At 34.7% G+C, this 12,263-nt stretch carries 12 protein-coding genes; 6 read left to right on the forward strand and 6 right to left on the reverse strand.

The window, feature by feature from the left end; translation table 11 throughout:
• Positions 1 to 4: 4 nt before the first annotated feature.
• The 3 genes from PGH12_RS17575 to bamG are packed head-to-tail and all read right to left on the reverse strand — an operon-like array spanning position 5 to position 2,954.
• The gene (locus PGH12_RS17575) at positions 5 to 1,054 is read right to left on the reverse strand and encodes an anhydro-N-acetylmuramic acid kinase (RefSeq protein ID WP_267598777.1); all 1,050 of its coding nucleotides are present in this window, start codon (positions 1,052 to 1,054) and stop codon (positions 5 to 7) included.
• Between the two features lie 9 nt (positions 1,055 to 1,063).
• Positions 1,064 to 1,660, reverse strand: a complete 597-nt coding sequence (gene lptC / locus PGH12_RS17580; protein WP_267598778.1) for an LPS export ABC transporter periplasmic protein LptC — start codon at positions 1,658 to 1,660, stop codon at positions 1,064 to 1,066.
• A gap of 1 nt (position 1,661) precedes the next feature.
• Positions 1,662 to 2,954, reverse strand: coding sequence for a BamG family beta-barrel-assembly machinery protein (gene bamG, locus PGH12_RS17585; RefSeq protein ID WP_267598779.1), 1,293 nt, complete (start codon positions 2,952 to 2,954; stop codon positions 1,662 to 1,664).
• 207 nt (positions 2,955 to 3,161) lie between these two features.
• Here bamG and PGH12_RS17590 point away from each other — a divergent pair, with 207 nt between their 5' ends.
• The 5 genes from PGH12_RS17590 (at position 3,162) to PGH12_RS17610 (ending at position 9,174) form a co-directional block, all read left to right on the forward strand.
• The gene (locus PGH12_RS17590) at positions 3,162 to 4,280 is read left to right on the forward strand and encodes a DNA polymerase III subunit (protein ID WP_267598780.1); all 1,119 of its coding nucleotides are present in this window, start codon (positions 3,162 to 3,164) and stop codon (positions 4,278 to 4,280) included.
• 160 nt (positions 4,281 to 4,440) lie between these two features.
• Positions 4,441 to 5,067, forward strand: coding sequence for a TetR/AcrR family transcriptional regulator (locus PGH12_RS17595; protein WP_267598781.1), 627 nt, complete (start codon positions 4,441 to 4,443; stop codon positions 5,065 to 5,067).
• Positions 5,051 to 6,364 (forward strand): TolC family protein, encoded by a 1,314-nt coding sequence (locus tag PGH12_RS17600; protein ID WP_267598782.1) that lies wholly within the window; start codon positions 5,051 to 5,053, stop codon positions 6,362 to 6,364. The genes PGH12_RS17595 and PGH12_RS17600 overlap by 17 nt, the downstream gene beginning before the upstream one ends.
• Positions 6,365 to 6,380: 16 nt before the next feature.
• Positions 6,381 to 7,484, forward strand: coding sequence for an HlyD family secretion protein (locus PGH12_RS17605; protein ID WP_267598783.1), 1,104 nt, complete (start codon positions 6,381 to 6,383; stop codon positions 7,482 to 7,484).
• Positions 7,485 to 7,599: 115 nt separating this feature from the next.
• Positions 7,600 to 9,174: a DHA2 family efflux MFS transporter permease subunit gene (locus PGH12_RS17610; protein ID WP_267598784.1), complete on the forward strand. Its 1,575-nt coding sequence runs from the start codon at positions 7,600 to 7,602 to the stop codon at positions 9,172 to 9,174.
• A 37-nt stretch (positions 9,175 to 9,211) separates the two neighbouring features.
• Here the strand turns inward: PGH12_RS17610 and PGH12_RS17615 are convergent, their stop codons facing one another.
• A complete protein-coding gene (locus PGH12_RS17615; RefSeq protein WP_267598785.1) occupies positions 9,212 to 9,718 on the reverse strand; it encodes a hypothetical protein in 507 nt (168 codons plus the stop codon).
• 177 nt (positions 9,719 to 9,895) lie between these two features.
• On the opposite strand from PGH12_RS17615, the gene PGH12_RS17620 reads away from it, so the two are divergent.
• A complete protein-coding gene (locus tag PGH12_RS17620) occupies positions 9,896 to 10,447 on the forward strand; it encodes a DNA-3-methyladenine glycosylase I (RefSeq protein ID WP_267598787.1) in 552 nt (183 codons plus the stop codon).
• 16 nt (positions 10,448 to 10,463) lie between these two features.
• Here the strand turns inward: PGH12_RS17620 and PGH12_RS17625 are convergent, their stop codons facing one another.
• Both PGH12_RS17625 and PGH12_RS17630 read right to left on the reverse strand, forming a co-directional pair.
• A complete protein-coding gene (locus PGH12_RS17625) occupies positions 10,464 to 10,832 on the reverse strand; it encodes a glyoxalase (protein ID WP_267598788.1) in 369 nt (122 codons plus the stop codon).
• Between the two features lie 130 nt (positions 10,833 to 10,962).
• A complete protein-coding gene (locus tag PGH12_RS17630) occupies positions 10,963 to 12,255 on the reverse strand; it encodes a hypothetical protein (protein WP_267598789.1) in 1,293 nt (430 codons plus the stop codon).
• Between the last annotated feature and the right edge of the window lie 8 nt (positions 12,256 to 12,263).

A 12,263-nucleotide genomic window follows, 5' to 3' on the forward strand; every position in this document is an offset into this window, starting at 1 on the left:
TTTTTTATGCAATAATGCCGGAACTGTGATCTGAAATGCTTCCCGTTGCGGAAGAAAGTACATTGATTTCGTTATTTATTCTTAAGACTCCCATAAAAGCAAAGATGAGTGCTTCTTTGAAATCGATTATTTCTTTTTCAGGAACAATGATTTCCGAATTTGTCTTTTCCTTAATTTTTTCAATTAAATAAGAATTGTAAGTTCCGCCGCCCGTAAATAATACTTTTTCAAGTTGATATTGATTCAAAACTTTTGAAATCTGTTCTGCAGAATGTTCGGTAAAAGTAGCCAAAACATCCATTGAATCTAAATTGGCAAATAATGGAAAAATGTTTTCATTACACCATTCTACTCCCAATGATTTCGGATGCGATTGGCTGTAAAATTCGATCGAATTCAGTTTATTCAGTAATTCTGTAATTATCTTTCCTTTCCTTGCTAAATCGCCATTTTTATCGAATTTCTGGCCGTAATCTTCAGCAAGATTATTTAAAATAATATTGACGGGAGCAATATCAAATGCAATTCTCTCATTGTTTAGCTTTAATGAAATATTAGAAAATCCTCCAAGATTGAGGCATGCGTCATATTGAGAAAAAAGAAGTTCATCCCCGATCGGAACAAGCGGAGCTCCGTTTCCGCCCATTAAAACGTCCTGTGAACGAAAATCGTAAACAACAGATAAGCCAGTTTCTATCTTGATTGCGCGGCCGTCGCCAATTTGTAAAGTGAATTTTTTTTGTGGTTGATGAAAAACAGTATGACCGTGTGAAGAAATCACGTCAATATTTACAATTTTATTTTTTGTGATAAAATTTTTAACCGCTCTTCCTAGATAAAATCCATATTCGGAATGCAGTTCTAAAAGTTTTTCAGCAGATAAATGAATAGGGTTTCTCAGTTGATCTTCAACTTCTTTCGAATAGGAAACAGTTTCAGCCTTTAAAATTTGAAATTTCCAGATAGAATTTTCTTTTTCAAACCTCGCAAAACAAATATCCAAACCATCCAGGCTTGTTCCCGACATCAATCCGATTGCATGAAAAGTACTCATTATTATTATTTATCTTTTAGACTCGGCAATTTTTGTCTTACTGATGTCAAGATCACCAGAATTATTATAGAAAGTGTATTCTGAAAAGTCATCTTTTGCGGTCATTCCGTTAGCATGTACAAGAGTAGACCCGTCTTCCATAGTTGCATAAACGGTATCTCTTGTGTAAATTCTCTTCTTTCTCTGATCCCAAAAAACGCTTTGTGTGGCAAATCTCTGTCCGTCACTCGTAAGGATTTTTACATTTCCCCGAGCTTCAAAAAACTGCTTATAATCATAGATTTTAGCGTATTTTGCAGTAATATTACCAGGATTTTTTGGCTTTTTCTTATCGAAGAACTCAATTTTCATTCCTTTTCTGGCAACTGTATATTGGCTGTCGATCAATTCATATTTTTCTATAATAGGTGCCGTCGCCCTCAATTTCACAAAACCGGAATCTCGTTGAATGATTTTCGCATTTTTTATGATCTGCGAAGGGAAATTTTTGCTTAGGTTTTCGTTTTTCTTGGTAAGATCTTCCTCGCACGATATGAGCACAAAAAATATAGCACAACTAAAAAGGTATGCTATATTTTTATATGATATGTTTGAAATCAAACTCATCTTAGTTGTAAAGAGATTTTCTGAACCACTTGTCAGCAAAGTTGAATCCTACTTTTAAATTTACATAATTTTGATTGATCAGATTATTTTTCAGAGTTCCTCTTTTTCCAAGTTCAACTCCGATCTCCAGACCGCTCATTCTTGTAATACTGCTGGTTTTGAAAGGAAGCATTACTCCCGCAGAAATCCCAAATTTGTTGATGTCTGTTCCGGCAATTTTCAGGTTTCCTTTTTCATAAAACGCACCATAACGATAGACTACTCGCGAGAAATAACTTCTAAAGTTGTTATAGTTTGGTAAATACCAACCACCGGCAGATATTCTGTAAGAATCGTTAAAATCAAATGTATTTCCGAAGTAACTTATGGTTTCTCCTTTTTTATAATCAACCTGCCCAGATACAAACCATTGGTTTTCGCTTCCGTAACCTACACCCACAGATGCCTGTAAAGGAAGAAGGTTTTTAGAATTTGTACTTTTCTGATCGATTATTTTTTGTCCGGCTTTTTCTTCGCCATCTGTATAATAATATGTGCTGTTCAGATATTCTGTAGTCATATTACTTGTGTTCCCGAAGGTAGCAGTTGCACCAAGTGTAAATTTACGATCTGTGCTTGTGTTCAGTGCTTGGTAACTTGTACCCAAGGTGAAATTAAAATTCTTGATCGTGTTTTTTGTCTCGTATCCGTTGATTAATTCAGCATTTGATGTCGTAATTTCATTGGTGTCATAAAGATTACCAAAATAGAAATTGGCACGTGCACCAACAGCAAACTGAGGACTAATTTTATAAGATAATGCGGCCTGTGCAGTGTTCAAAGTTCCGCTGCCTCTAAAACGGTTACCGATAATGGTTTGCTGACCTGTTATTTCCTCTGTTCTGGTTTCTGTATTGATGATGTCATAGCTTTTTGAGCTATATGGTTGATACAATAATCCCATTTTGATTTTCGAAGAAATAGGAAATGCCAATGAGATATTAGATAAATACGTAGAATGTTTGGTAGACTTTGTATTGTTATAATCAGTTTTAAAGTAATTATTCTCGTTTGTAGCTTCAAGTTTTATGCTTGTCAGTTCGAAATTGCTGTTATTCGCAGGATTTCCGAAATTAAAGTTACTTGTAAAGTCACTAATATAAGCAGTTGAGATACCTCCCATTGAGGAAGTTTCAATCGTATTATCATATTTTACATCACCAATTCCATAAGTTGCATAAGGTGAATTGCTCAAACTTTGCGCGTTAAGGAAGTACCCAACAGAAATGAATGACAGTACAAAAATTTTTTTCATTCTAGATTTTTAAAATAATGCGCAAATATCTTAAATATTAATGAATTGTAAAAATTTACCGAGGTTAAAGTTTGTTAAGGGGATTTCGCTGTGATTTGTCAATCTAAATAAGCTTTGCTGTCAATTTTTAGATTCGTCATTTGCTTTCGAGGTAAAATTGATATTTGACCAATTTAATTTTCTGTAAAATTCTTTTATCTTTGAAACATGAATTGGGAAAACATCGCCGGACAGGAAAATCTTAAAAAACTTCTTCGAGACAGCATTGCCGAAAACAGAGTGAGCCACGCCCAGCTTTTCGTAGGAAAAGAAGGCTACGGAACGATGCCTTTGGTTTTAGCCTATGCAAAAGAAATTCTTAAACGCGAAAATGAGCACGCTGCCTCAAAAGTAGAACATCTGAATCATCTTGATCTGCATTTCAGTTTTCCTGTATTTACCGACAATAAAAATTCTCTGAGTAAAAATAAATTTGAGCAGTTCCGCGAAATGATGTTAGAATCGCCGTATGCAAGCTACGACGATTGGACGGCATTTTTGGATTCAGAAAATAAGCAGCTTTTTATTTCGGCAGATGAAATTGATGATCAGAATCAGAAATTTGCTTTAAAAAGTTTTGAGGGCGGAACCAAAATTCTTATCGTTTGGCGAGCCGATAAAATGAATGTTGCGGCTTCAAACAAATTTCTTAAATTCTTAGAAGAGCCGCCCGCAAAAACGATCATTCTTTTAACAGCTGAAAGTACAGACGATATTCTTCCGACAATTATATCAAGAACTCAGATCATTGAGGTGCCAAGAATAGCTGATGAAGATCTAATGGATCACCTGAAAAATCAATTTTCGGCTTCCGATGATCAGGCGAAAATGGTTGCTCACGAGGCACAGGGAAATTTAAATGAGGCGATTAAACTTTTGAATGCCGAGATCAAAAATCCCGAATTTGAAAGACTTTTCGTTCAGTGGGTGCGAGATGCCTTTCAGGTAAAAAAGAAACCGGAATTTCTGAAAAATATTATCGTCTGGGCAAAAGAGATTGCCGGATGGAACAGAGAAAAGCAAAAGAATTTTCTAAATTATGCTTCTGAAATTTTCAGATTGGCCTTGCTTCAGAATTATCAGTCTGAAGAGTTGGTATATAAAAAAATTGATGCAAACGGATTTAATTGGAATGGTTTCTCGAAATTTATCAGTGGTGCCAATATCATCAGTATTTTGGAGGAAATCAATGCTGCAGATCATCATTTAACCCGAAACGGAAATCCTAAAATCGTCTGGACAGATCTTGGAATTAAACTTTCAAGATATATTCATAAAAATTCATAACACATTATCATTTAAGACTTAGATTATTCTGAGTCTTTTTTTTATAAATAAAGTACGATCAACAAGAAAATTAAGATTTATTAAATTTTAATTAAAAACCAATCAATCGTTTGATTTTATCCAAATCTTGCTTATCTTTGCCGCTTCAAAATGAAACTTGATGATTTCAAAAGAAGAAAATATTTTATTTGCTGCTGAGAAACTTTTCGCTGAGTACGGTTTTAAAGGAACCTCAACGAGAGAAATTTCTAAAGCAGCGAACGTTAATATCTCTATGATTTCTTATTATTTCGGCTCAAAAGAAATGCTGTATGAGAAATTATTAGAGTATAGAATGAACGAAAGTCAGTTTTTCTCAAAAGACATTCTCGAAAGAACAGATATTGACGAATGGGAAAAAATTGAAAAGATTATAGACCAGTTTTCTGGCAGAGTAAGACATCAAAAATGTTTTTATAGAATCATGCAGCGAGAGCAGCTTCATGCAGAAAATCCTCAGATTGTAGAATTTCTGAAACAGACTAAACTTGGCTTTATTGCGATGTATTCAAAAATTTTAGAAAGCGGTCTTCAAAAAGGTATTTTCACAAAAAACCCGCCTATTTACTTGTTGCATTCCACCGTAAGCGGAACTCTGTTTTATGCCTTTAATGGTAAAGAAATGTACAAAGAATTTCTAAACAATACAGAAAATGAGGAGGTTTTTGATGAGAAATACTACACAGAACTCAATAAACATATAAAACATATTTTAAAAGACCTTTTAGGTTATGAAGCGAATAAATAACTCAGTTATTGCTCTTTCCTTATTCTTAGGAATCGCAAATGCAAATGCTCAGGAAAGAAAACAACTCAGCCTCGATGAAGCCGTACAGTTGGGAATCCAAAACAGCAAAAGTTTAAAAATTGACGCAGCTAAAATAGAAGAAGCGACGGCAGATCTTTTGGCCGCAAAAAACAGACAGCTTCCCGATCTTTCAATTTCAGGAACCTATCTTTATCTTCCATTAAAACCGAATATTGATCTGAAGATTCCGGGAGTTGCAACGGCTGGAGGTCCGGAAGTTCATCAGGTTGCTTATGGATCAGCAAACTTAAGTGTTCCGATTTACAGTGGTGGAAGAATTAAGTACGGTATTCAGTCTGCAAAATATCTGGTAGAAGCATCAAAATTGAGTACAGAAAACGACAAAGTGGCTATTGCTTATAACGTTGCTCAGGCGTACAATAATTTATTTAAAGCCAATCAGTCAATTAAAGTTTTAGAGGAAAACCTTTCTGCTTCACAAAAAAGAGATGAGACTTTTCTTAAACTGGAAAATAATGGTGTGATTGCCAGAAATGACCGTTTAAAAGCAAATCTTCAGACTTCAAATATCGAATTACAACTTTTAGAAGCAAAAAATAATTACAATATTGCCAATATCAATATGGATCTCCTTTTAGGACTTACTGAAGCGACCGAAATTGAAGTCGATCAGCAATATATCGACGAAGCAGATGATGTAAAACCTGTTGATTTTTATTTAAATGAAGCAAGAGAAAACCGGAAAGATCTTCAGGCATTAGACCAGCAGAGAAAAGCAGCAGAACTCGGAACGAAATCGGCCAAAGCAGAAAATCTTCCGTCTATTGCTTTTACAAGTGGTTATGTTGCGGCAGATATTCCAAAATTTTTAACGATTTACAATGCCGTAAATGTTGGTGTAGGTGTTTCTTATAATTTATCAAATCTTTGGAAAGAAAATTCTGCCTTGAAGCAGTCTAAAGCTAGAGAAATGCAGTTGTCGGCTACCAACGAAATGATGAATGATAATATTAAATTAGAAGTCAACAGAGAATATCAAAATTCAGACTATTCTAAAAAAAGAATTGCTGTTTTCGAAAAAGCCGCTGTTCAGGCGAATGAAAACTACAGAATTACAAAAAATAAATACGACAACGGTTTGGCAACAATGACCGAACTTTTGGATGCTGATGCAGCACAAATTGCAGCAAACGTAGGTGTGATTAATGCAAAAGCAGATGCAGCATTGGCATACAGAAAACTATTACAGACTACAGGAACCTTAACAATCAAATAAACAGAACGATATCCAAATGGAAAATAACAATACTCAAGCAACTGAACCGAAAAAGAAAAAAAGTTTAGTTTTCCCAATCATTTTAGCGGTCATCATCGTTGTAGGTGGGATCTACGGTTATAGAACTTATTCTTACGGGCAGGTTCACGAAGAAACAGACGATGCTCAAATTGCTTCAAACCTCAATCCTGTGATTTCGAAAATTTCAGGTTATGTAGCAGAAGTAAAAGTAAAAGATAATCAGTTTGTCAAAAAAGGCGATACTTTGGTGATTTTAGATAATAAAGATCAGAGAATGGCTTTGGAACAGGCTCAGGCAGCTTTGTCTACGGCGAAAAGCAATATTTCTTCTGCACAATCATCTACTAATGCGACTTCAAAAAATATCAACAGTTCACAAGCTGCGGTGGCAACTGCCAATGCGCAAATTGAAGCTGCAAAAGTAAATGTCTGGAAAACTTCTCAGGATTTAAAAAGATATTCAGTTTTAGTTAAAGATCATTCGATTACTGAGCAACAGTATGAGCAGGCTTTGGCAGCAAAACAGTCTGCGGATAAGCAATTACAGGTTTTGGTAGATACACGAAATCAAATTGCCCAGCAAACAGGGATCGCTTCTTCACAGACAGAAGCAAGTTCACAACAAATTTCTGTAGCAAGTTCTGTAGCAAAACAGAGAGAAGTAGATGTTGAAAGTGCAAGATTAAATCTTTCTTACACAGTAATTACAGCTCCGGAAGATGGTTTTGTGGGAAAAGTTCCTATTCAGGCAGGTCAGTTTTTACAGGCAGGATCCCAGTTATTCAGCCTTATCAAAAATGATCAGAAATGGGTAATTGCTAACTTTAAAGAAACTCAGGTTGCAAAAATGGTAGAAGGTCAAAAAGTGAAAATTGAAATTGATGCTTTTCCTGATACAGAATTTGAAGGAGTTGTTAGTTCGTTCTCTCCGGCAACAGGTTCTACATTCTCAATTTTGCCTCCGGACAATGCAAGTGGAAACTTCGTAAAAGTGGTTCAGAGACTTCCTATTAAAATTGATTTTGTAAAATTGGATCCCAAAATTGCAAAAAGATTAAGAACAGGAATGAATGTGAAAGCAGAAGTTTCTTTAAAGTAGATTAAATAATTAAAAGATTCAAACATTAAAAGATTACAGGACAGATAAAATAATATTATGCAAGTTAGTAATCTTTTAATTCTTTAATTTTTTTAATCTTTAAATTAAATATTAAATGCAAGATTCATTAGTAGAATATGGAGCCCGAAGAGTGATCATCACGATCACGGCAATTCTTTGTGCTTTGCTTGAAATTGTGGATTCCACGATTGTGAACGTTGCCCTCAACGAGATGAAAGGTAATCTGGGAGCCACACTTTCTGAAGTAGGCTGGGTGATTACAGCTTATGCAATTGGTAACGTAATCGTTGTGCCAATGACAAGCTGGCTGTCCCAGCAGTTTGGGAGAAGAAATTACTTTGCCGCTTCTATTGTAATCTTCACTATTTTCTCATTTCTCTGCGGGAACGCCGATAACATTTGGGAACTAGTGTTTTTCAGACTTTGTCAGGGAATCGGAGGTGGAGCATTACTCGTAACTTCGCAGACAATTATTACCGAATCTTATCCGGTGGAAAAACGAAGCATGGCTCAGGCGATTTATGGTCTTGGAGTAATTATAGGCCCTACATTGGGTCCGCCGTTGGGAGGATATATTGTCGATAATTTTAGCTGGCCGTATATATTTTATATTAATATTCCGATCGGTATTGCTGCGACTTTAATGACGTTACAGTTTGTGAAAAGTCCGAAATTTTCTGAGAAAAGAAAAGCTTCGGATGTTGACTGGCTAGGAATTATGCTGTTGGCTTTAACCGTAGGTTCTTTACAGTTTATTCTGGAAAGAGGTCATGAAGAAGATTGGTTTGAAAGCGGAATGATCGTCACCTTTACAACGACAGCCGTTTTAGGATTTATATGTTTCCTGTGGCGAGAGCTGACTTTCAGATATCCAATTGTAGAACTTCGAGTTTTGAAGAATGGAAATTTAAGAATAGGAACCGTGATGTCTTTCGTTTTAGGGTTTGGTTTGTATGGTTCAACATTTATCGTTCCTTTATATACACAGAGTATTTTAGGATGGACGGCACTACAATCCGGAGCATTGATGATTCCTGCGGCCTTAACAACGGCTTTTATGATGCCAATTATCGGAAGACTACTTTCCAAAGGTGCAAAACAGCAGATTCTGGTTTCATTAGGATTATTCATCTTCTTTATTTACAGTTTTTGGGGTTACAAAATATTAACACCTGATACCAGTAAAGAAGCGTTCTTCTGGATGCTGATCGTCCGCGGAATGGGACTTGGTTTACTGTTTATTCCAATCACATCGCTTTCCCTAAGTACTTTAAAAGGTCAGGAAATTGGTCAGGGAGCCGCATTCACAGGGATGATGCGACAGCTGGGAGGATCATTCGGAATTGCTGCAATCACTACATTTATTGCCAACGCAAGTCAGAAATACAGGGTGAATTTAATTTCTCACTTAGACAGTAACAGTCTCGATGTTCAGCAACGTTTAGCAGGTTTGAAAGCTAATTTTATTGCTAAAGGAATGACGCCCGACGCCGCAATGAATGCCGCTTACAAAGTTTTGGATCTCACGGTCACAAAGCAGGCGACAGTACTCTCTTATATGGATGTATTTCTCTATCTCGGAGTAGTTTTCTTAGTCTGTATCCCTTTTATTTTATTTATAAAAGAAAGAAAAAGCAAAGAAAAAATAGATTTAAGTGGCGTACACTAAAAATAAAACCTCTGAAATTTTCAGAGGTTTTTTTAGTTTATCTCAAAGCTCTTACATTTACTTCCGGTTTTTCTCCTGAAGGAACAATGAAAATTGCATTGTCGCTAATGATATCTCCTGAGTCAAAATAGTAACTGCCGATTACGGGAAGTACATTAGAAACAGATTTTCCGGATTTGTCATAGGCAGAATAACTCACATTAATCATCTGAGTTTTCATTTTAAGCTGAATTTTCTTCGATGTCAGTTTTGCTCCCGTAGCGTTCACACAGTCAAGCTCTACAATGCCTGTGTCTAAAACAATTTGCGGGTAAGAAGTTAATCTGATAGTATACGATTTGTCTGACGAGTTTTTGACAGAAGCTGAAACTTTGTAGCGGTCAAAAGGTTTTCCGCCAACCTGTACACTTTCTTTATTGGTAATATTTAAACTTACCTGCAGGCCGTTAACATCTACAGTTTCCCCATCACCAATTTTTTGAGCTTGAAAGAACGTTCCGAAACTTATCAATGAAAGTACAAATAGAAAAATTGAATTTCTCATAGTGAATTGTTTTTATGATTGATGATTAACAAATTTACTCATAATCATCCTAAGCGAGGGAGATATTTATTGAGAATTGTTAATTAAAGCTGAAAAATTTTATCGGTGCTGACTAACGGTTGTCAAAATCACACAGTATCTTTGTCCTACTTAAAAGTTTATCTAAAAATTATCACCATGAGCTATTGTTCCGCAATCGAAAACATGCAGCCTGAAAGCAGAAAAGAGCTGCACAAAAAATACCACGACAATCATTATGGTTTTCCAATTCATGATGATAACGAATTGTTTGGAAGATTGATTATGGAAATCAATCAGGCAGGTCTCAGTTGGGAAACTATTTTGAAAAAAGAAGAAGGTTTCAGAAAAGCTTATGATCAATTTAATATTCAAAAAGTTGCAACCTATACCGAAGATGACCGTGAAAGACTATTAAGTGATCCCGGAATTATCAGAAATAAGCTGAAAGTAAATGCGGCAATAGAAAATGCCAAAACCATCCTCAAACTGCAGGAAGAATTCGGCTCATTCGAAAAATGGCTGGAGCATCATCATCCAAAAGATTTACAGGAATGGATGAAGATATTCAAGAAAACATTCAAATTCACAGGTGGAGAAATAGTAAATGAGTTTCTGATGAGCATCGGTTTTTTAAAAGGCGCTCATGATGAAAATTGTGCGGTGAATGAGGAAATTTTGAAACATGATCCTATGTGGAGGAAAAGTTGAGGTAGAGGCAGAATTTTTATTTCATCTGACTCTTCAACCTTTCAATCAGCATGGTGATAATTCTTTTATTGAAAACTTTGCTGTCAGATTGATATATTTCCAGTTCCTCCAAAGTGAACATTCCGATTGTCATGCCAATGAACGTGTTTTTCAAGACCGCATCTTTTTGCAGGCTTTGCTCGATAAATGTTTGCTTTTTGAAAGATGATAACGTAGGGAAATCTGCTTTTTGTCGCATTGCATAGTTTGTAAACAGCGACAGGTAAAGATCGTTCTGCAGTTTTAAAACAGGACGTAATGTTTCATTTTGAAATATTTCTGCGGGAGTGGTTGTTTCTGAATTGGGTAGGTTGAGAGATTCTCTGAGGTTTATTTTTGTGGTCATGGATTGTTATTTAATTTTAATGAGCTTGATGTCGCAGATTTGAAATGCGTGACTATATATTGTTCCGTGAAGATAAAATATTGTTGTTTTGTAATAATTAACACAGATTGTAAATTTCCTTTATTGGGTGTTATTTTGGATACTCCTTAAAATTTATAATTATATTTTCAATATTTTGAAACCAATTAAACACTTTTAAATTTTTGGTTATTTCTAATTCTTCTTCTTCTGGAAATGGTTCAATATTTTCAATCATTCCAAATTTAAAGTCTGTTAGTTTATTAGAAGTACAAATAAGAACAATTTTTTTTGATTTATAATTATTCCAAACGCAAAATCCTTCAGCTGCCAATTGCATTGAAATCATAATGTGTTCGTGCTTCATATTACTACCATGAAGAACCATAGCAAATACAATATCATTAACTGTTCCGTATCTTCTAGCAACAAAATAACCATTTTCCTCTTTGTATCTACCCCAAAACTCAAAAAAGGTTTGCCCAAAAATTCTCCTTTCAAAACGACTTAATGAGAGTAATTCTGTTGCAATTTTAATATTATTGGAGTCTCCTTTATAGAGAACTTCTCGTTTTACAAATTCGTCAACAAAATAACTTATTTGATCTTCTTTCTTTTTATTTTCAACTTCTTTTCGTGATAAATAATTTTGCCATTTGCCGTCCATTTGGATAAATGCACCATTCACACCATTTGAACAGAGATTTTCACTAAAATTTCTTTCATTAAAAAAATAGTCTGCTAACAAGTCAAGTTCACTACCAGAAAAAAGAATAAAATGTTTGTTTTCGTTAATAAGTGATTTGTTATATTTAAAAAAAGAGTCATTCGTTTCCGTATCCCAATCTTCCTCATTTCCTAATATCATAATAAATTCTTTCCCTGTAAAAGTTGCTTCTCTTTTGTTTAAATAATTTATAAAATCTGGGATTGTATCAAGTTCATTTACTATTCCAAGAAATGAATTCCAATTGAAAATATGACAGAATTCTTGATTTTTTGTTTCAATGCCACCAGGATGAAATAAAGGTACAGTATTAATATTTATAATTAAGCGATGAACACTGTCATAAGAATTTGGATTTAAATCAAAAATCCCAGTCTCAGGATGACTAAATTTTACATTAGAATTTTTTTTTAAGAGTTTTCGTTCTGCGCCATGGATTTGTGAAACAGCTTTTTCAAGAGTAGATTTGAAGTACCTTTCATAATTTCCTTTAAAAGAATAATTTTTAATGGATATTATCAAAAGATGGTTTTGAAAGCATATTAGTAAATCACAAATTTCCTTTTTGTCTCCAAAATCATCTTTTGGATTTGGAAAACACCAATATTTCAAATATGTATTAAATGCTAGTTCATTTACTGCTTGTTCACCCTCAATTCCAATCTTGTTACTATCCATTTTTTTAT

Source organism: Chryseobacterium sp. CY350 (assembly GCF_027945075.1).
Taxonomy (GTDB): Bacteria; Bacteroidota; Bacteroidia; order Flavobacteriales; family Weeksellaceae; genus Chryseobacterium.

Excerpts from the sequence above, each read along its gene's own strand:
- PGH12_RS17575 (WP_267598777.1), bottom strand. The coding sequence starts at position 1,054 with ATGAGTACTTTTCATGCAATCGGATTGATGTCGGGAACAAGCCTGGAT.
- lptC (WP_267598778.1), bottom strand. The coding sequence starts at position 1,660 with ATGAGTTTGATTTCAAACATATCATATAAAAATATAGCATACCTTTTT.
- bamG (WP_267598779.1), bottom strand. The coding sequence starts at position 2,954 with ATGAAAAAAATTTTTGTACTGTCATTCATTTCTGTTGGGTACTTCCTT.
- PGH12_RS17590 (WP_267598780.1), top strand. The coding sequence starts at position 3,162 with ATGAATTGGGAAAACATCGCCGGACAGGAAAATCTTAAAAAACTTCTT.
- PGH12_RS17595 (WP_267598781.1), top strand. The coding sequence starts at position 4,441 with ATGATTTCAAAAGAAGAAAATATTTTATTTGCTGCTGAGAAACTTTTC.
- PGH12_RS17600 (WP_267598782.1), top strand. The coding sequence starts at position 5,051 with ATGAAGCGAATAAATAACTCAGTTATTGCTCTTTCCTTATTCTTAGGA.
- PGH12_RS17605 (WP_267598783.1), top strand. The coding sequence starts at position 6,381 with ATGGAAAATAACAATACTCAAGCAACTGAACCGAAAAAGAAAAAAAGT.
- PGH12_RS17610 (WP_267598784.1), top strand. The coding sequence starts at position 7,600 with ATGCAAGATTCATTAGTAGAATATGGAGCCCGAAGAGTGATCATCACG.
- PGH12_RS17615 (WP_267598785.1), bottom strand. The coding sequence starts at position 9,718 with ATGAGAAATTCAATTTTTCTATTTGTACTTTCATTGATAAGTTTCGGA.
- PGH12_RS17620 (WP_267598787.1), top strand. The coding sequence starts at position 9,896 with ATGAGCTATTGTTCCGCAATCGAAAACATGCAGCCTGAAAGCAGAAAA.
- PGH12_RS17625 (WP_267598788.1), bottom strand. The coding sequence starts at position 10,832 with ATGACCACAAAAATAAACCTCAGAGAATCTCTCAACCTACCCAATTCA.
- PGH12_RS17630 (WP_267598789.1), bottom strand. The coding sequence starts at position 12,255 with ATGGATAGTAACAAGATTGGAATTGAGGGTGAACAAGCAGTAAATGAA.